At 58.8% G+C, this 17,793-nt stretch carries 17 protein-coding genes; 11 read left to right on the top strand and 6 right to left on the bottom strand.

All coding sequences use genetic code 11. From position 1 onward, the window contains the following. Window positions 1-8: 8 nt before the first annotated feature. The 7 genes from ACMGF7_RS24035 (at window position 9) to ACMGF7_RS24005 (ending at window position 7,201) form a co-directional block, all read left to right on the top strand. Window positions 9-2,543, top strand: a complete 2,535-nt coding sequence (locus tag ACMGF7_RS24035) for an outer membrane usher protein (protein ID WP_273874592.1) — start codon at window positions 9-11, stop codon at window positions 2,541-2,543. An 81-nt stretch (window positions 2,544-2,624) separates the two neighbouring features. Continuing rightward, window positions 2,625-3,389 carry a fimbria/pilus periplasmic chaperone gene (locus tag ACMGF7_RS24030; protein WP_049241091.1) on the top strand — a complete coding sequence of 255 codons (765 nt, stop codon included), beginning with the start codon at window positions 2,625-2,627 and terminating at the stop codon, window positions 3,387-3,389. Window positions 3,390-3,463: 74 nt separating this feature from the next. Next, window positions 3,464-4,102, top strand: coding sequence for a fimbrial protein (locus ACMGF7_RS24025; protein WP_420286780.1), 639 nt, complete (start codon window positions 3,464-3,466; stop codon window positions 4,100-4,102). 50 nt (window positions 4,103-4,152) lie between these two features. Continuing rightward, window positions 4,153-4,707, top strand: coding sequence for a fimbrial protein (locus ACMGF7_RS24020; RefSeq protein WP_004938719.1), 555 nt, complete (start codon window positions 4,153-4,155; stop codon window positions 4,705-4,707). Between the two features lie 24 nt (window positions 4,708-4,731). Continuing rightward, entirely contained in the window at window positions 4,732-5,154 is a 423-nt protein-coding gene (locus tag ACMGF7_RS24015; protein WP_033645816.1) for a hypothetical protein, read from the top strand. Continuing rightward, the gene (locus ACMGF7_RS24010; RefSeq protein ID WP_135637984.1) at window positions 5,151-6,539 is read left to right on the top strand and encodes an FKBP-type peptidyl-prolyl cis-trans isomerase N-terminal domain-containing protein; all 1,389 of its coding nucleotides are present in this window, start codon (window positions 5,151-5,153) and stop codon (window positions 6,537-6,539) included. The genes ACMGF7_RS24015 and ACMGF7_RS24010 overlap by 4 nt, the downstream gene beginning before the upstream one ends. After that, window positions 6,536-7,201, top strand: coding sequence for a helix-turn-helix domain-containing protein (locus ACMGF7_RS24005; RefSeq protein WP_420286743.1), 666 nt, complete (start codon window positions 6,536-6,538; stop codon window positions 7,199-7,201). Before ACMGF7_RS24010 ends, ACMGF7_RS24005 begins: the two co-directional genes overlap by 4 nt. Before the next feature lie 54 nt (window positions 7,202-7,255). Here ACMGF7_RS24005 and ACMGF7_RS24000 read toward each other — a convergent pair whose 3' ends face one another. The 4 genes from ACMGF7_RS24000 to deoC all read right to left on the bottom strand — a co-directional run bounded on the left by ACMGF7_RS24000 (window position 7,256) and on the right by deoC (window position 12,591). Beyond that, window positions 7,256-8,623, bottom strand: a complete 1,368-nt coding sequence (locus ACMGF7_RS24000; RefSeq protein ID WP_197763618.1) for an L-serine ammonia-lyase — start codon at window positions 8,621-8,623, stop codon at window positions 7,256-7,258. Window positions 8,624-8,715: 92 nt separating this feature from the next. Then, window positions 8,716-10,014 (bottom strand): HAAAP family serine/threonine permease, encoded by a 1,299-nt coding sequence (locus tag ACMGF7_RS23995; RefSeq protein ID WP_004938697.1) that lies wholly within the window; start codon window positions 10,012-10,014, stop codon window positions 8,716-8,718. Window positions 10,015-10,993: 979 nt separating this feature from the next. Further along, entirely contained in the window at window positions 10,994-11,758 is a 765-nt protein-coding gene (deoR, locus tag ACMGF7_RS23990) for a DNA-binding transcriptional repressor DeoR (RefSeq protein ID WP_049241098.1), read from the bottom strand. A 152-nt stretch (window positions 11,759-11,910) separates the two neighbouring features. After that, window positions 11,911-12,591, bottom strand: coding sequence for a deoxyribose-phosphate aldolase (gene deoC / locus ACMGF7_RS23985; protein WP_021504366.1), 681 nt, complete (start codon window positions 12,589-12,591; stop codon window positions 11,911-11,913). A 218-nt stretch (window positions 12,592-12,809) separates the two neighbouring features. Here deoC and ACMGF7_RS23980 point away from each other — a divergent pair, with 218 nt between their 5' ends. Next, entirely contained in the window at window positions 12,810-13,646 is an 837-nt protein-coding gene (locus ACMGF7_RS23980) for a hypothetical protein (protein ID WP_049241099.1), read from the top strand. Between the two features lie 36 nt (window positions 13,647-13,682). Here the strand turns inward: ACMGF7_RS23980 and ybjG are convergent, their stop codons facing one another. Both ybjG and ACMGF7_RS23970 read right to left on the bottom strand, forming a co-directional pair. After that, on the bottom strand, window positions 13,683-14,288 hold the full coding sequence (gene ybjG, locus ACMGF7_RS23975) for an undecaprenyl-diphosphate phosphatase (RefSeq protein ID WP_015377285.1): 606 nt from the start codon (window positions 14,286-14,288) through the stop codon (window positions 13,683-13,685). Window positions 14,289-14,293: 5 nt separating this feature from the next. Then, window positions 14,294-15,028, bottom strand: a complete 735-nt coding sequence (locus ACMGF7_RS23970) for a phosphatase PAP2 family protein (RefSeq protein ID WP_049241101.1) — start codon at window positions 15,026-15,028, stop codon at window positions 14,294-14,296. A gap of 146 nt (window positions 15,029-15,174) precedes the next feature. Between ACMGF7_RS23970 and ACMGF7_RS23965 the strand changes: the two genes are divergently transcribed. The 3 genes from ACMGF7_RS23965 (at window position 15,175) to ACMGF7_RS23955 (ending at window position 17,515) form a co-directional block, all read left to right on the top strand. Further along, the gene (locus ACMGF7_RS23965) at window positions 15,175-16,020 is read left to right on the top strand and encodes a 5'-methylthioadenosine/S-adenosylhomocysteine nucleosidase (RefSeq protein WP_021504362.1); all 846 of its coding nucleotides are present in this window, start codon (window positions 15,175-15,177) and stop codon (window positions 16,018-16,020) included. A gap of 141 nt (window positions 16,021-16,161) precedes the next feature. Beyond that, entirely contained in the window at window positions 16,162-16,674 is a 513-nt protein-coding gene (eco, locus tag ACMGF7_RS23960) for a serine protease inhibitor ecotin (RefSeq protein ID WP_420286742.1), read from the top strand. A gap of 472 nt (window positions 16,675-17,146) precedes the next feature. Further along, window positions 17,147-17,515, top strand: a complete 369-nt coding sequence (locus ACMGF7_RS23955) for a hypothetical protein (RefSeq protein WP_071796762.1) — start codon at window positions 17,147-17,149, stop codon at window positions 17,513-17,515. The last annotated feature ends 278 nt before the right edge of the window (window positions 17,516-17,793 follow it).

Genomic DNA, 17,793 nt, shown 5'->3' with positions numbered 1-17,793 from the left:
ACTTTATTATGCTTTCACCGGCAGGGAAGTTATTTCGTCTTCAGGCCTTGGGGCTCTGTGTCGCCCTTTCTCTGGGAAATCCGATCGCGTTGGTTTATGCCGCCGACGTTATTCAATTCAATACTGACGTCTTGGACATCAACGATCGTAAAAATATCGATCTGAGCCAATTTACGCGCAGCGGCTACATCATGCCGGGCGTTTATACCATGGTGGTGCACGTCAATAAGAACGATCTGGCGGAACAGCCGGTGACGTTTATGGCGCCCGAGAACGATCCTAAAGGCAGCGAAGCCTGTCTTTCGCCGGAGTTGGTCAACCAACTGGGGCTGAAAGAAAAGCTGTTAAGTACGCTGAACTGGACGCACGGCGGCCGTTGCCTTGACGCCTCCAGCCTGGCAGGGATGGAAGCCCGCGGCGATCTTGCCAGCTCCTCGCTGTACCTCAACATTCCTCAGGCCTATCTGGAATACAGCTCGGAAAACTGGGACCCGCCTTCGCGCTGGGATGACGGTATTCCCGGGCTGCTGTTTGACTATAACGTCAATGCTCAAACGCAAAAACATCAGAAAGGCGGCAGCAGTTACAGCCTGAGCGGCAACGGCACCGGCGGCGCCAATCTGGGCGCCTGGCGTCTACGCGCCGACTGGCAGGCTAATCTCAGCCATCAGACCGGTTCTTCTCAGTCGAGCGACAAACAGTTCGACTGGAGCCGCTATTACGCCTACCGGGCTATTCCGGCGCTGCGCTCGCGGCTGACGATGGGTGAGGATTATCTGAACTCCGACATTTTCGACAGCCTGCGCTTTACCGGCGTCAGTCTGCGATCCGACGACAGCATGTTGCCGCCCAACCTGCGCGGCTATGCGCCGGAAGTGACGGGCGTGGCGAAAACCAACGCCAAGGTGGTGGTCAGCCAACAGGGGCGCGTGCTGTATGAGACGCAGGTGGCGGCGGGGCCATTCCGCATTCAGGACATCAACGACGCGGTTTCCGGCGAGCTGGACGTACGCGTCGAAGAGCAAGACGGCAGCGTGCAGGCGTTCAAGATGAATACCGCCAACATCCCTTATCTGACGCGACCGGGTACGGTGCGTTACAAGCTGGCGACGGGCAAGCCGTCGGAGTGGGGGCATCACCTGCGCGGGCCGATGTTCGGCACAGGTGAGTTCTCCTGGGGCATCAGCAACGGCTGGTCGCTGTACGGCGGGGGCATCGCCGGCGGCGATTACAACGCGCTGTCGCTGGGGATCGGGCGCGATCTGATGGCGCTGGGGGCGTTGTCGTTCGATGCCACGCAGTCGCGTGCGCGCTTGCCGCAGGAGGGCGCTCTGACCGGTGGTTCGTACCGGTTGAGCTATTCGAAGAACTTCGACCAGTACGACAGCCAGATCACCTTCGCCGGCTACCGCTTCTCCCAGGAGGACTTCATGAGCATGGGGGACTACCTCGATGCGCGTTACGAAGGGGGACGCAGCGGCAAGAGCAAGGAGATGTACACCATCACCTTCAACAAACAGTTCCGCGATCTGGGGCTCAGCACCTATCTCAACTACAGCCACCAAACCTATTGGGATCGGGCGCCGAACGATCGTTACAACCTGATGGTATCGCGCTACTTCGATATCGGCGATTTCAAGAACGTCAGCGTATCGCTGTCGGCCTATCGCAACCGTTACAACGAGCGCAATGACGACGGGATGTACCTGTCGCTGTCGCTGCCCTGGGGCAGCGCCGGGACGCTCAGTTACAACATGACGCTCGATCGCGAAGAGAACGCCCATCGGGTCGGTTACTACAACCGGGTCGATGAACACAACAACTATCAGATCAGCGCCGGCGCCGCACGCAGCGGGGCGACGGCCAGCGGCTATTACAGCCATCAGGGCGATATGGCGCAGATCAACGCCAATGCCAGCTACCAGGCCGGCCGTTACAGCGCCGTCGGCATCGGCGCGCAGGGCGGCCTGACGATGGCGGCGGAAGGGGCGGTGCTGCACCGGGTCAATACGCCGGGCGGCACGCGCTTGCTGCTGGATACCGAAGGCGTCGCCGGCGTGCCGGTGCGCGGCTACGGCAGTACGGTGCTGACCAACCGTTACGGCAAAGCGGTGGTGGCGGATGTAAACAGCTACTACCGCAATAAGGCCAGCATCGATCTCAATAGCCTGAGCGACAACGTCGAGGCGACGCGTTCCGTGGTGCAGGCCACGTTGACCGAGGGGGCCATCGGCTACCGCAAGTTTGAGGTGATAGCCGGCGAGAAGGCGATGGCGATCGTCAAACTGGCGGACGGCAGCGAGCCGCCGTTCGGCGCCACGGTGCTGAATGCCCGCAAACAGGAGACCGGCATCATCAATGACGGCGGCAGCGTTTACCTGTCCGGCCTCAACCCCGGCGAGCGCATGCGCGTGCATTGGAACGGCGCGGCGCAGTGTGAAATCCAGTTGCCGGCGCCGCTGCCGGCCGAAATGCTGATGAACACGCTGCTGCTGCCTTGCCGTCCTCTGGCCGGCAACAAGCCGGCGGCTGACGCCAACTGACTTACACCCGGCGGAGTGCGCTCCGCCGCTAAACCGCCGGGGCGGGATTGCCCGCCTTCGGCCGACTGGAACCGTGAAGACATGATGAATCTGACTATGACCAGAAAGACCGTTTCCCTTGTGGGCCCGCTCGCCGCCGCATTGACGCTCGGCGCGGTCGGCCTGCCCGCTCATGCGGCTATCGCGCTGGATCGCACGCGCGTGATTTTCGACGGCGACCTGAAAACGGTCAGTCTCAACATCAGTAACCAGAACAAACAGTTGCCGTATTTGGCGCAGGGATGGATCGAAGACGATCGCGGCAACAAGATCCAAAGCCCCTTCACCGTGCTGCCGCCGGTGCAGCGGGTGGAGCCGGGCAAACCGAGCCAGGTGAAGATCCAGTCGCTGCCGGCGGCGCGTCAGCTGCCGCAGGACCGGGAGACGCTGTATTACTTCAACCTGCGGGAAATACCGCCGCGCAGCAATAAGCCGAACACGCTGCAGATAGCGTTGCAGACCCGCATCAAAATGTTTTATCGCCCGGCGGCGCTCGCCCCGAAGAAGAACGCGGCGCCGTGGCAGGAGCAGCTGACGCTGACCCGGCAGGGTGACAAATATGTGGTGAACAACCCGACCCCTTATTACGTGACGATCGTTGAGGCGAGTGCCGGCAAGGGCGGCAAAGGGGCGGTCGGCTTTGAACCGTTGATGGTGGCGCCGAAGGCCAGCGCCCCGCTGAACGTTTCCGCCGCGAGCCTCGGCAACGCACCGTCGCTGGCGTACATCAACGATTACGGCGGGCGGCCGCAGTTGAACTTCCGCTGCGCCGGCAGTGCCTGCCAGGTCGTGCCGGTCGCCAAATGACGAGCCGCGCGCAAGCAGGGAAGACCGAGTCATGAACACAGCGGAGTGAACGAATCATGCAACGAAAGATCCCCATGCTGTTGGGAAAGGCCTATGAACGTCATCAGCGACGCACTATCGGCCTGACGGTGTTGGCCGCGCTGATGGTGCCGCTGACGGCGGGCACGATGCTGATGCTGATGCCGCCGGCCCGCGCGGTGGACAACTGGGACGTGGAGGGGGCGAACGGCACGCTCCACGTCTACGGCGCGTTGACGGAAAGCGCCTGCAGCCTGGAAATGACCACCGCTCGTCAGGAAGTGTGGTTGGGTGAGACGGGAACGGCGCACTTCCAGCGCCCGGGCGATCGCGGCACGCCGGTGGTGTTCGAGCTGACGCTGAAAGACTGCCTGCGGGCGCCGGCGAGCAGCCGCGACGCCTGGACTGGGGTGCTGGCCTGGAGCGGCAGCCAGCCTGCGGTGTCCGTGGCGTTTGCCGCGCCGACGGATGACGACGCGCCGGGGTTGGTCAGGGTTGCCGGCGTCACCGGGTTGGGGTTGCAGCTGGCGGATGCCAGCGGCCTGCCTGTGCGCCTCGGCGCGCGTAACAAACCGGTATTGCTGACGCCGGGACAAAACACCCTGACGTATACGGTGACGCCGGTGCGCACCCCGGCGACGCTGAGCGCCGGCGCTTACCGTGCGGCGATCGATTTCCGGCTTTACTACGACTAATACGCCGCTTGCGCCCGGTCGGCGCAAGCACAACCAAAGGGAGTGGCGTCATGCGCGCGACAGAGACGAACCGGCGCCGGAGCGCGCTGTTGGGGGCTGGCATGGTCATGGCGGCCGGCATAATGGCGCAGTCGGCGACTGCGGCGGAAAACATGCGCTTTCACGGCACGCTGGTGGCCGAGCCGTGCGTCATTCAGCCAGGGGATGAGGACATTCCGCTGGATTTCGGCACCATCGTCGACAAATACCTGTATCTGAACACCCGCTCCCACAGTCAAACCTTCGCATTGCACCTGACCGAGTGCGATCTCAGCCTGGGCAATACGGTGGCTATCACGTTTACCGGCACCGAAAACGCCAAACTGCCCGGCCTGTTGGCATTGGATGCCGGCAGCCTGGCGTCGGGGATCGGCATCGGGCTGGAAGACAGCAGCGGCAAGGCGCTGCCGCTCAATCGCGCCAGCGATAAATTCCGCCTGAGTGCCGGCAACACCACGCTTACGCTGCAGGCCTATGTGCAAGGGGAACCGGAGGCTATCCAGACGAAGTCCATCGGCCGCGGCACCTTCAGCGCGGTGGCCACTTTTACGTTGGAATACGAATAAGCGTCTACAAGGACAAGAAACGCAATGATGAGAAAGCACGTCAATCACGCCCTGCGCATGGGGCTGCTGTGCCTGTTGGCGTTGAGCGCCGCCGCTTGCCAAAGCCAAAAGTCGGGCAAGCCCGCCGTGAACACTAAAAATCAGGTTGTGCAACCTCCGTCAGAAGAGGCTTTGCGCAAGCAGCGTGAGGCCGAACAGCTGCAGCAGTGCCAGCAGCAACTGGGCGCATTGCGCGCGATCGACGAGAAACAGTATCAGCGCTATAAGCAGGCCTTCGACAGCCTGATGAGCGGCGCCTCGCAGTACGCCAGCCTGCGCGCCAGGGTAAACGGTGACACGCAGGAGACGGTGGATGCGCTGTATCGCTACAAGGTCAACTATCTGTGCGCCGGGGTGAATCAGGCGGTGTTGACCGGCTTGGCGGATCGTGGGGAGCAGATTAAATGAGGCTGCGCCTGCTGGGCTGCGTCGCTCTGCTGTTCTCCGGCGTCGCGCTGGCGGACGACGGCGTGCCGGCGCTGCTGCAGTTTGCCGAGCAGTATCAACGGCAAAACATCGTGCCGACGAACGAAAAAGCGGCGCCAGTCGAACGCGAGTCGGGGCAAAAAAAGCGTGAACCCGCGAAGCGCCCGTCGGACAACAATAAGCCAGCCTCACCGGCCAAAGCTTTTACGCTGACCCAGGAATTATTGGCGCGTGACCAACAGCTGGCGCGCCAGCGAATGGAACTGACGATGTTGCGCCAGGAACTCGCCGCGTTGCGGGCGGAGAAAGCGACGCCATCCGTCGCGACGTTGCCCGATTCGTCAACGCTGCAAAAGTGGATCGCCGGGTTGGGCACCGCCTGGCGCGGCTCGCCCGACGCGCAGCGCGCCGAGGCGCTGCTGCGTCAGGCGACGCAGGAAACCGCCCAAAGCAGAGCGACGGCGGCGCAGGCCGAACGGCGCGTCACCGAACTTGAGTCTGCCGCGCAGGCATCGGCACAGACGCTTGCACAACGCCAACGCGAGCACCAGGAGGCGTTGAACGCTCTGCGCGCCGCGTTGGAAGAAAGCGAGCAGAAGCGGGCCGGTGAGCAGAAGGCGACTCAGCAGGCGCGCGAAGACCTGCTGGCGTTGCGTAAGCGGCTGCAATGGGAGATGACGCCGGAGCAGTTGAAGGATGATCGCAAGCGTCTGTCCTATGCGGCGGGCAGTGCGCTGGGGCGGGACATTCAGGGGGTAGTGGCGGAGCGTCAAAGTTGGGGCGTGCCGGTGGATCGCGACAGCCTGTTGGCGGGCGTCATCGATAGCGTCTCGGGGCGTTTGCGGTTGCCGCCGGATGAACTGAATGCGCTGACGGCGCAAGCGGATGCCGCCGCCGTGGCCGCGCGTGAGAAACGCGTTAACGAACAGCGGCGGCGTGATGAAGATTACCTGACGCAGTTCAGTCAACAAAAGGACGTAAAGCAATCGGCGATGGGCTTCTGGTATCGGGTTGATTACGCCGGGGAGGGCGCGCTGGCGCCAACGACGGTGGTTGATGTGGTCGTGAAGGAGAAATTGACCGACGGTACGGTGATCCAGGATATGGAACTGAGCGGCAAGGTGCTGTCGCAACCGTTGTCCGAGTATCCGCCGCTGTTTCGGGAGGCGATAAGCCACCTGCACAACCACGGATCGCTGACGATGGTCGTGCCGCCAGCGCTGGCCTACGGCGAAACCGGCTATCCGCCGAAAGTGCCACCCAACGCCACCATGATTTATGAATTACGCATCGACAACAGCCAGGCGCCGGCAAAGGGTGCCCAGGCGGTTAAACGGGAAGCCGGAACGGCGGGGAGGCAGGGATGAACACGATGATAAAAATCGCGCTATTTGATGAAAACCGTTACTTCAGCGCCGGTTGGCAGGAGGCCCTGGCGCTGCATTTCAGCACTTACGGCAAGCGTACGCTGTTACTGGATGCGCAGCAGGTTCACGAAGCCGATCTGGTGTTCTGCTATTTTCCCCCCGGCGTGCAAAGCTGTTTTTGTCACTTCTTTGAGACGCAGCCCGTGGGGCGTAAAACGCTGTATTTCTCGTTGCGAATGCCGGAGGGGCGGCATAAACGCACCGTCGGAAACCGCTGCGCGCTGGAGGCCGGCGTCATCTACCACGATATGCCGTTGGTCTCGGCGCTGTATCAGGTGAGCGCCGAGCTGGAGCGGCGCAGCAAATGGCCGAACTGGCCGGGTTGTGGCAGGAACTGCATATGCCAGCACCGCGGCCTGACGCTGCGCGAACAGGAGATCATGCGCTGTATGACGCGCGAGATGGGGGTGACGCAAATCGCCCGGATGCTGGACATCAGCGTGAAAACCGTCAGCAACCACAAGATGAGCGTGATGCGCAAAATGGGATTCCGGCGTAATGCCGAACTTTACGGTTGGCTGCGGCACAGCGCTCGTCCTGGGGCTGTGGGGCCTCGCGCGGGCATTCAGGTGGGCGTTGCGGCAGGAAAGAATCGCTATTGAAACGGCGCCGGCCAAGTCAGACCGGCCGGCGCCTTTAGTGCCTCGCCGTGGCGATCAGTTACAGGCCACGACCTTGATCGCCAGCCCGCCCTGTGAGGTTTCGCGGTATTTGGCGTTCATGTCTTTGCCGGTTTCGTACATGGTTTCGATCACCTTATCCAGACAAACCCGCGGCTCGCTGGTGCGGCGCATCGCCATGCGCGCGGCATTGACTGCCTTGACGGCGGAAATGGCGTTGCGTTCGATGCAAGGCACCTGTACCTGGCCGGCGAGCGGATCGCAGGTCAGCCCCAAATGGTGCTCCATGGCGATCTCTGCCGCGATGCACACCTGCGCCGGGCTGCCGCCCAGCAGCTCGGTCAACCCGGCCGCCGCCATCGAACAGGCGACGCCCACTTCCCCCTGACAGCCCACTTCGGCGCCGGAGATCGAGGCGTTCATCTTGTACAGCGCTCCAATCACGCCGGACGCCAGGAAGTAGCGGGTGTAGGAATTGGCGTTTACCGGGCGGATGAACTTGTCGTAGTAGGCCAGCACCGCAGGGATGATGCCGCAGGCGCCGTTGGTCGGGGCGGTAACCACGCGGCCACCAGCGGCGTTCTCTTCGTTGACCGCCAGCGCGAACATGTTGATCCAATCGACCACGTTCATCGGGTCGATATTGTTCTTGTCTCCGGTCACCAGAATGCGGCGCAGCGCGGCGGCGCGGCGCGGCACTTTCATCGGGCCGGGCAGCAAGCCTTCGGTGTTGATGCCGCGCTCAATACCGGCGCTCATCACCTGCCAGACGTCGGCGAAGTGCGCGTCGATATCCGCTTTGCTGCGCAGCGCCAGTTCGTTCTGCATCACCAGGCCGGACAACGACAGCCCGGTCTCTTTGCAATGCTGCTGCAGATCGTGCGCCGATTTGAACGGGTAGGGCACCGGCGTGGCGCCCTCGGCGGGCTGGCCGAAGTGCTCTTCGTCGACGATGAAACCGCCGCCGATCGAGTAATAGGTTTTGCTGTGCAGCAGGCGCTCACCGGCGAAGGCGCGGATGCGCATGCCGTTTTCGTGCAGCGGCAGGTTGTCGCTGTGGAAGTTCATGCCGCCGTGCAGCGGGAAATCCACCTCGTGATGGCCGTTGGCCAGCGGTAGGCGGCCGCGCTGTTCGACGTCGCGGATAAAGCCCGGAATGCTGTCGATGTCCACGTCGTGCGGCAGGTTGCCGGCCAGGCCCATGATGATGGCGATGTCGGTGTGGTGGCCTTTACCGGTCAACGACAGCGAACCGTACACGTCGACCACCACGCGGGTAGTGTCTTGCAGCTGCTGGTGGGCGATCAGATCGTCGACGAACTGTTTGCCGGCTTTCATCGGGCCAACGGTGTGGGAACTGGATGGGCCGATGCCAATTTTGAAAATATCGAAAACGCTGACCATGGTCTCGCCTCCTTCTTCAGGTTTCAGGCGGTGAATACGGGAAATGGGGGAGTGCGGGAGGGCCGGCGCGCAGCGGCGCCGGCCGGACGTGATTAGCCGAGCAGGCTGAACACGATAGCAGAGATGGCGATCAGACCCATCACAACCACAAACACGTTGCTGATGTGGCCGCTGTACTTGCGCATGGCAGGCACTTTACGGATGGCGTACATCGGCATCAGGAACAGCAGCATGGCGATGATTGGGCCACCCAGGGTTTCGATCATGCCCAGGATGCTCGGGTTCAGGGTGGCGACGATCCAGGTGGTCACCAGCATGAAGATAGCGGTCATGCGGTTCAGCTTGGCGGTGCTGACGGTTTTGCCGCGGCTCTTCATCGACTTGGCGACCAGGCCGTTGAAGCCTTCACGGGCGCCCAGGTAGTGGCCCAGGAACGATTTGGTGATGGCGACGAAGGCGATAACCGGCGCGATGTACTCGATCATCGGGTTGTTAAAGTGGTTAGCCAGGTAAGACAGAATCGAGATGTTCTGCGCCTTGGCTTCCGCCAGGTTTTCCGGCGTCAGGCTCAGCACGCAGCTGAACACGAAGAACATCACGGTCAGCACCATCATGATGTGTGCGTAAGCCAGAATGCGGGAGCATTTCTTCTCGGCGTCTGCGCCGTACTCTTCGCGTTTGGCGACGGCGAAGGCGGAGATGATCGGCGAGTGGTTGAAGGAGAACACCATCACCGGGATCGCCAGCCACAGGGTCATGATCAGGCCGTGACCCATGCCGGTACCGCTGCCGGACAGCGACACGTTTTCGAAGATGGCGCCGGTCCAGTTAGGGATCAGATACACCGCCAGCAGCATCAGCACTGCGACGAACGGGAACACCAGGATGCTCATGGTTTTCACGATGGCCTGCTCACCGAAGCGCACGATGGTCATCAGGCCGACGATCAGGATCAGCGACAGAATGGCGCGCGGTGGCGATGTCATGCCCAACTGGTGGGTGATGAAGCTGTCGACGGTGTTGGTGATCGCCACGCTGTAAACCAACAGAATCGGGTAGATGGCGAAGAAGTACAGCAGGGTAATCAGTTTACCGGCGGTGATGCCGAAGTGCTCTTCCACCACGGCGGTGATGTCTTCACCGGGATTTTTGCCGGACAGAACGAAACGGCACAGACCGCGGTGGGCAAAGAAGGTCATCGGGAAAGCGATGATGGCCATGATGATCAGAGGAATCAAACCGCCGATGCCGGCGTTGATGGGCAAGAACAGGACGCCTGCGCCGATGGCGGTGCCGTACAGGCCCAACATCCACATGGTATCCGTTTTACGCCAGGTACTGCTGGAGCCCGAGGCCGCAGAGGCAATTGTGCCGGTCTGTGTAGTGTCCATAAATATCTCCGAAGTGAACACGAATTTAAAATTAAAAGGCAAAACTTAAGGTTAAACCGTCAAACGTCCTATTCAGGCAACGCTTGCGGTAAGAATCAGGTGTTGCTTGCGGGGATGTTTTGGCGTCCCCCTGGTTGTTTATTGCGTTCATTACCAAGGCACAGCACCGGGTAATTCGCTAAAGACTTTTCACCGTTGCGGGCGATAAAAGTCGTTACCGCTGCCGACAGGTCTTTGCCTGTCGATTTTTGTTGGCGGCAAGATAACGATTTACAGTAGAAACAACCGTGATCCTGCTCTCAAATGCGCAATATGTGTAGTTATCAGCTTTTTTATCGATTTTTCGCGCATTTGTTGCACATTTGTGTAAGATTTTGTGCTGAGAACGCTCTCATGAAAGTTTCTGCGATTATGCGGCTTGTACAATAATTAGCCGGATAAAGCGCTGTGCTCAGCAGCAAGCCGAGCAATATATTTTATGCGTGGTTTTGGATCTAGCGAAAAACCCGGATTAAGCAGTTTTAGTGATGTAGATCACATTATGTTTTTAAGGTAAATAAATTTTATATCTTTGTTTTTATTTTGTTTTTGTTGAAAAGCACCGCTAGTAACGAAGGGAAATTACTTACGTGGTTAGCGGATAAAAATGCGTAACCATTCATCATATAAATAACAGATACCTAACAGGTATTGGCGAGATTTGCTGCAATCGCGTAAACCGCCATTTATTTAAACTTCCTGGCCTTTGGCTCGATTTATCATATAAAAGCCATAAATAGCCGTTAATTCACCCAACCGACCGCGTGGTTAGCCTGCGAAAAAATAATCACGCGGGTGAGCTGTTGCATTTTATTAACCTGATGTTGCGTGCGGATAAGCGAAAAACGCGAATTGATTGCGCATTATTTGTTCATTTTTCGGCGGGGAAAGAGGGATATCGAAGCGGTGCGCCGTCGGTTATGACGGCGCTGAAGGCGGACTAATAGCGGATAGCGATGGCGTTATCGTTGAAGAACGCCATGAAGCCGGCGTCCGGCTGGCGATCGGTGATCACCCGATCGAACTGCGTCAGCGGGCCGATGCAGGCCGGTTTGGTTTTGCCGAACTTGCTGTGGTCTGCCACCAGGATCTTTTGCTGCGCCATCGCCATGGCGCGATGCTTCATCTCCAGCTCGTCGAAGTTGAAGCAGGTGGCGCCGTGCTGCAGGCTGAGGCCGGCGGCGGAGATAAAGGCGATGTTCGGGCAGATGTGATCGAGCTCGTTGCGGCCGCCGACGCTGGAAAAGATGTAGTTGTTCGGCTTGAACTCGCCGCCGCACAGCACCACCTTGCAGTTCGGTTTGTCCTGCAGCGCCAGGAAGGTGTTCAGCGAATGACACACGGCGGTGAAAGCCAGCTCGTCGGCGATGGCGTCGATGATCGCCGGCGTGGTGGTGCCGCAGTCGAAAAACACCGTGTCGTTTTCATTGATCAGCGGCGCCGCCAGCAGGCCGATGCGCCGTTTCTCCGTGACCTGTTTGGCTTTTTGATCGGAAACGAAGTAGTTGGTCACGCCGTTGCTGCGCGGATCGGTCACCACGTAGCCGCCGAGTAACACCACGGCCGCCGGTTCGGCGCTCAGATCGCGGCGAATGGTCATCTCCGAGACCCCCAGCAGCACGGCGGCTTCTTTCAGGTGGATCTTGTCAGCGCGTTTTAACGCCTGAACTAACCGGTTGATACGTTCTTCGCGCCGCGTTTCCATAGATCCGTCTTCCCACAGGTAGTAGAGATAAAAGGCGAGCCGGCATTTCCGGCGCTAAACAGAACGATGCGGGGCAATATCGGGCCGCATCAACCGCCCGTATTGTCCCGCATCGGAGTGTATTGGCTATGCCCCTCAGGGCATACCGACGATCAGTAGCTGCCCGCTGCCGCCTGAGCGCCGGAGACGATGGCGACGCCGGAGCTGGTGCCGATACGCGTGGCGCCGGCTTTGATCATCTTCTCGGCGGTGGCGCGATCGCGCACGGCGCCGGAAGCTTTCACGCCCATTTCGCTGCCCACGGTCTCGCGCATCAGTTTGACGTGCTCTTCCCGAGCGCCGCCGGTGCTGAAGCCGGTGGAGGTTTTCACGAAGGCGACATCGAGTTCGCGACACATTTCACAAACCTGGACGATCTGCGCATCGCTGAGCAGGCAGGTTTCCAATATTACCTTCAACGGGATCGCCGCGCAAACCTCGCGCACGGCGGCGATGTCGGCTTTCACTTCGTCCAGCAGGCCGCTCTTCAGCCAGCCGACGTTGATCACCATGTCGATCTCTTGCGCGCCGGCGGCGATCGCCGCTTTGGCTTCAAAGGCTTTGGCGACGGTCAGGCCGGCGCCCAGCGGGAAACCGATTACCGAGCAGACTTTCACCGTGCTTTCCTGCAGCAGCTGGGCCGCCAGCGGCACGTAGCCGGAGTTGACGCATACCGCATAGAAGTTGTGCTGCTGCGCTTCTTCGCACAGTTTGGCGATCTGCATTTCGGTGGCGTCCATGGCCAGCAGGGTGTGGTCAACATAGCTGGCGTAATCGATGTTTTCGGTGGTCATCGCGGTTCCTTAGTGAAGTTGAGAAAAGAGCATGGATAGCTAATGTGAAAATAATAACATTTCAATGTCGATAAACCTAGCGGGATTTGAAAAATGTCGACGAGATCATAGTTACTTCACTGTTATATGTATAACTTAGAGGAGGGTTGTTTGTTATTTAAATAACATTTTCAGCGGCCGCTCGCGGCCTGCGCGGGCGAAACGTCGAGGGGAAAAAGATGAAGATCAACATCGACCTGGCTCCTGAAGCTTTCGGGACGTATCGGCAGGAACTGTTCCGTAACGCGGGTTTCGCGGTGAGCGCGCATCGCTGCGCAGAACGCGGGCCGATGCTGACGCTGGCGAACTGCCGTGGCGCGCTGACGGTTTTGCCGTATCAGGGCCTCGCGATCTGGGACGCCGAATTTGACGGTCATTCGCTGAAATCGGGCCGCCGCAGCGTGCGGGGCGCCGGAAGAAAGCGCGCTGACGACGCCGCGTTCTGTCCCGCCTGGCCGAGTCACGACGGCGCGCCGCTCCAGATGCAACGCGTGTGGCTGCAGCTGGCGGGCGATGAGCTGACGTTGCACGGTGAAGGCGAGCGGTTGGGCGGGCGTTGGCGCATCGGCCCGGCGCTGCGTCTGGCGGCCCAGAGCGCGCAGTTCGCCATAGAGATGAAGGTTACCAACCTGGCCGATCGGCCGCAGCCGCTGCGCTATGTGTGCCGCCTCAACTACGATTGCATTCCCGACGCGGTGTTCCGCCAAAACTTGCCGACGCCGGCGCTGTTGGGAGAGGCGCTCGGGCAGGAACTGCTGTGCTCCGACGATCTGACGCGCTACGTGGATCAGGCCGAGTTCTTTATGCTGGCGCCGCAAGGCCGCCGCTATGTGACGCGTTTTGCCACCGGGCAATTCAACTATGGCCTGCGGCGCATCGTTGTCCAGGGCAACAGGCGGCTGCTTGCTTTTATCCAGCCGGCAAACTGCCGGCCGAACGCGCCGGAAGGGGAGGCGGGAGTGATGCTGGGAGCGGGAAAAACGCGGGCATTTTGCGTGACCACCGGCGTGGTGTGAAAGCAGGGGCGGTAACGCCCCTGTCATGTTATGCGGTTATTCTTTCACCCAGCCGCGGCGAATGGCGAAGGCAAACAGAAAGCGATACAGGCGCGACAGCCTGTCGGCGAGGACATCGCCGAACAGATTCCATACCAGCTGAGCGAACAGGCAGCCGACCAGGCCGAGCAGGAAACCGCCGACCATATCCAGCGGCCAGTGCACGCCGAGGTAAACGCGTGACCAGGCGATGCCGACGGCGACAATCATCAGCAGCGCGCCGGACCAGACCCGGTGCCAGAACAGGAACGCCAGCGCAAAGGTAAAGATGGCGGTGCCGTGATCGCTGGGGAACGAACTGTCCGGCACGTGCGCCAGGAAGGTATAACCCACGCCGGCGACGAACGGGCGCTCATGCGGCAGCAGCGCGCCGATAGCGGAGGCGGCAAGCATGGCGAACAGCAGCGCGATCGTGGTTTTCGCCACCACTTCGCGCTGCGAAACCAGCTGGCTGCGCGGCCCCCACAGCCACAGGCCGACGATCAGCAGCGGCACGATAATGATAAGATCGCGCGCCAGAAAGGTGGCGAAATCGATCATCCATTCGGGAGATGCCGGGGTCGCATTGATCCAGGCGAAAAGAACATGGTTTAACTGCTCCATAACCGTTACCTCATCTTGCGGCGCCAATAGCCGCTAACTATCCAATAAATCGCCAACTGGCTTAACCAAACCCACCAACCTGCCCACAGGTTATGGGTAAGAAAATGTGCGCCGCGCATGATCTGACCAAAGCCCATCAACATGCCGAGCGCAATACCGCCGCACCAGCAGCACCAGGCCAGGCGCGGGCGCTGCGGATAAAACAGGAAAAACAACGCCATGACCGCGAAACCGCTCGAGGCGTGCCCGCCGGGGAAACAGCGACCGGGGCCCGGCAGCGCCGGTACCGCGCCGAACAACGGGAAGGACATCGCCTTGCCGCCGTACTCGATCAGATCCCACGGACAGGAGTGCGCGCTGGTGGCCTTGAGAATGCCCACCACCAGCGGGCCGATGCCGAGAAGCAGCATGCTGACAATCAGGCGCGCGCTGCGGCGATAGATGCCCCAAAACAGCGTAAGCACCGCTCCCACGATCACTATCTGCTTCAACAGACGGTGATTGATCAGATCCAGCCAGTAATTGTTTTGCCACGGGAAATGCCCGCTGGCGGCATCGTACCAATAGTTGCTGATCGCCCAGTCCAGCTGTTCGTTGCGGGAGAGCCACAGGAACACCAAACCGCTGATCAGCAGGCCAAAAACTTGCCAACGGTAAAAGGATGTCGGCAGGGAGTAAAGGGCAGTTGTCTTAATTTGCTGTGCCGTTGAGGATTGATTTAATGACGATTGTGGATTCACGCGCAGGCTCGGTGACAGTATTGAATAGCGCCACTGTAATAATTCTGTCTTAAGAAAACCTTAGTCCGCCGGCAAGAAAACTCTATCCGACGCTACCGCCTTCGGCTAAGGTGATCGTTTGCTTTTTTCGGGGTGAGAGTGTGGTGATGAAGAATAAAGCGCGTGTCTTACTGTTGGCGGCCGCCGGTGCGGTCTTTTCTCCGCTGAGCTTTGGCCAACCTGCGGCCACTGGGCCGATCGTGGTGCAGGGCGCAATGCCGGTGGAAGCGGAACGTTTCGCCCAGCGGCTGGAGAACCCGCGTGAGGAGCAGATCGGCGGCTGGCGCTTTTGGCACGGTACCGTAGACGGCTACCCGGTGGTGGTGTCGGAGACTCTGAAGGGCATGTCCAATGCGGCGGCGGCCACGGCGATCTCCGCCACGCAGTTCCATCCGGTGGCGATCATCAACCAGGGCACTGCCGGCGGTCACGATCCGGCCCTTAAGGTGTATGACATCGTGCTGGGCAAATATTCGGTCAATCTTGGGGCGTTCAAAACGCCGGTCAAGGCGTTGGGGGAAGGCAGCGACTCGCGGCAGTGGCAGCCGATGGATCTGTTGGCTTCCAAGGGCAGCGCTGGTGAGGACCAAAAGGCGCACAGCCTGCGTCAGTTTCCCGCCGACCCCAAACTGCTGGCGATTGCGCAAAGCGTTAAGAGCGATTACCGACAGGGCAAAGTAGTGGAAGGGGTGATCGGTTCGGCCGACGTGTGGAACAGCGAGCTGGATCGCATTCGCTATTTCCACGACAGCTACCGGACGTCGGTCGAAGAGATGGAGACCGCCTCCGCTGCGCAGATTGCCGCCGAGTTCAAGGTGCCGTTCGTCGGCATTCGCGTGTTGTCCAACAACATCACCAATCAGGGCAAATACGATCCGCAAACCGGGCTGGCGTGCCAGGATTACGTCTATCAGGTGGTGAAGGCCTATATCGCCCAACTGAAGACACACTGAGCCATTGCTCCAGATAATCGACGATACCAGGCGATTGTCACTATTTATCGCCTATTGTAAAGAAGATTAAACCTGTGGCGAGCTTGGCGGTAGTGTATTAGTTTATAGACGGATTATTTGAAAAAAAGTGTAGGGATAAACATGAACAAGGCATCCGTTGTATTTTCCGGCCTGCTGATGGCCGTTTCCGCCAGCGCCATGGCGGCTACCTCTGGCGATGACGCGGATATCAGCAAACAGCCGCTGGAAAAGGTCGCACCTTACCCGAAAGCCGAGAAGGGCATGAACCGCCAGGTGATCTACCTGCCGAAGCAAGAGCACGAAGAGAACTACAAGGTAGAGCTGCTGATCGGCAAGACGCTGGAAGTGGACTGCAACCGTCATATGATTGGCGGCATCCTGGAGACCAAAACGTTGTCTGGCTGGGGCTACGACTACCTGGTGCTGGAGAAGCTGTCCGAACCGGCCTCGACCATGATGGCCTGCCCGGATAACACCAAGACCAAGAAATTCATCGCCGCCAACCTGGGCGACGCCGCGATGCAGCGTTACAACAGCCGCCTGCCGATCGTGGTGTATGCGCCGAAAGACGCGGAAGTGAAATACCGCATCTGGAAAGCCGAAGATACCGTAAGCCAGGCTGAATCAAAGTAATCCGCGATTAGCGCTGTGAATACATGATCTTGTACAAAACCGTTTGAAGAGCATTTTGCGATGATATGCGGCTCTTCAGGCGGTTTTTTATTTTCAGGCAGGAAAGCCAGGTGCTTAGCCAAATTTTTTCAACCTACAGAGGGAAAATGGAAAGTGACTCAAGCTAACAAGGTTAACATCCTTGGTTTAAGGGCATTTTTTTAATTCTCACTCGCAATATCCTCATTTTTTATCTCCCTTCATCTCTGATTATATTATTTTGAATTGCAATTATTTCGGTGATAACAAACCGTTTCGGTTACATAAATAAAAATATTCTTATTAATCATTTTATTGTTGTTTTATTGATTTTATTTAATGGCAAAGGAATGGAAATTAATTATTGTGCTGCTAGATTCATCAATGTAATTAGCTCCACGGCAATTACATCGTTCGCTAATTAATATCTAAAAAAACTTACGAGGATATTCCAATGGCTGATTGTAAATGCAATGAACAAGATCCGCATGCTCAAAATGAACATGTTGCTGATTTTACTGCGGTTGGATTTTCGCAAAAAACACCGGCGCCGGTACCTGTAGACCTTAAGCAGCAGGGCGTGTTGGCGCTTAAACTTTCGGTTTGCGTTGGGGCCAGTTATAACCCTGCAAACAACCAAATTTGTTTTACCATTCCTATCTACGGTGACTTTTGCGTTTCTTCGCCGATTCCAATTCCCATTGGTGGGCAGCTTAAAGTGTGCGCAGAGACCTGTGGTTCCTTTATTCCTACGGGATTGAAGGCCACTATTTATCTGAACGGTTCCGTTCTGTTCTCTGTCGTTCTTTTTGGCGCTTGTTAATGTAAAAAGAAAAGCAAGGCACCGTAGGTGTCTTGCTTTTTTTGATATTAAGATATTGATAAGGCCGTTGTTGAGTTCAGCCCCACTTGCTAATTAATACAGTTACTCCGCTCTCACTCCTTCTGAAATCAAACCTTGGGAAATGCATTGTTTGATAGCCGACCGCCCGACACTAAACGTTAAGAGAAACGATGTTTCAGGAAGGAGCGGACGCGGCGCTGTACGTCGTCAGTTGAGGTGTTGCTGCCATCTGATGGTGGTCCCGCGGGCGGTGGAGT

Source organism: Serratia sp. BNK-17, assembly GCF_048684935.1.
Classification (GTDB): Bacteria; Pseudomonadota; Gammaproteobacteria; order Enterobacterales; family Enterobacteriaceae; genus Serratia; species Serratia nematodiphila.
The sequence above is the reverse complement of the archived record's forward strand: the minus strand, read 5'-3'. Positions and strand labels throughout refer to the sequence as shown.

What these genes read in the sequence shown, in the direction of transcription:
- ACMGF7_RS24035 (WP_273874592.1), top strand. Translation starts at nt 9, where the DNA reads ATGCTTTCACCGGCAGGGAAGTTATTTCGTCTTCAGGCCTTGGGGCTC.
- ACMGF7_RS24030 (WP_049241091.1), top strand. Translation starts at nt 2,625, where the DNA reads ATGATGAATCTGACTATGACCAGAAAGACCGTTTCCCTTGTGGGCCCG.
- ACMGF7_RS24025 (WP_420286780.1), top strand. Translation starts at nt 3,464, where the DNA reads ATGCTGTTGGGAAAGGCCTATGAACGTCATCAGCGACGCACTATCGGC.
- ACMGF7_RS24020 (WP_004938719.1), top strand. Translation starts at nt 4,153, where the DNA reads ATGCGCGCGACAGAGACGAACCGGCGCCGGAGCGCGCTGTTGGGGGCT.
- ACMGF7_RS24015 (WP_033645816.1), top strand. Translation starts at nt 4,732, where the DNA reads ATGATGAGAAAGCACGTCAATCACGCCCTGCGCATGGGGCTGCTGTGC.
- ACMGF7_RS24010 (WP_135637984.1), top strand. Translation starts at nt 5,151, where the DNA reads ATGAGGCTGCGCCTGCTGGGCTGCGTCGCTCTGCTGTTCTCCGGCGTC.
- ACMGF7_RS24005 (WP_420286743.1), top strand. Translation starts at nt 6,536, where the DNA reads ATGAACACGATGATAAAAATCGCGCTATTTGATGAAAACCGTTACTTC.
- ACMGF7_RS24000 (WP_197763618.1), bottom strand. Translation starts at nt 8,623, where the DNA reads ATGGTCAGCGTTTTCGATATTTTCAAAATTGGCATCGGCCCATCCAGT.
- ACMGF7_RS23995 (WP_004938697.1), bottom strand. Translation starts at nt 10,014, where the DNA reads ATGGACACTACACAGACCGGCACAATTGCCTCTGCGGCCTCGGGCTCC.
- deoR (WP_049241098.1), bottom strand. Translation starts at nt 11,758, where the DNA reads ATGGAAACGCGGCGCGAAGAACGTATCAACCGGTTAGTTCAGGCGTTA.
- deoC (WP_021504366.1), bottom strand. Translation starts at nt 12,591, where the DNA reads ATGACCACCGAAAACATCGATTACGCCAGCTATGTTGACCACACCCTG.
- ACMGF7_RS23980 (WP_049241099.1), top strand. Translation starts at nt 12,810, where the DNA reads ATGAAGATCAACATCGACCTGGCTCCTGAAGCTTTCGGGACGTATCGG.
- ybjG (WP_015377285.1), bottom strand. Translation starts at nt 14,288, where the DNA reads ATGGAGCAGTTAAACCATGTTCTTTTCGCCTGGATCAATGCGACCCCG.
- ACMGF7_RS23965 (WP_021504362.1), top strand. Translation starts at nt 15,175, where the DNA reads ATGAAGAATAAAGCGCGTGTCTTACTGTTGGCGGCCGCCGGTGCGGTC.
- eco (WP_420286742.1), top strand. Translation starts at nt 16,162, where the DNA reads ATGAACAAGGCATCCGTTGTATTTTCCGGCCTGCTGATGGCCGTTTCC.
- ACMGF7_RS23955 (WP_071796762.1), top strand. Translation starts at nt 17,147, where the DNA reads ATGGCTGATTGTAAATGCAATGAACAAGATCCGCATGCTCAAAATGAA.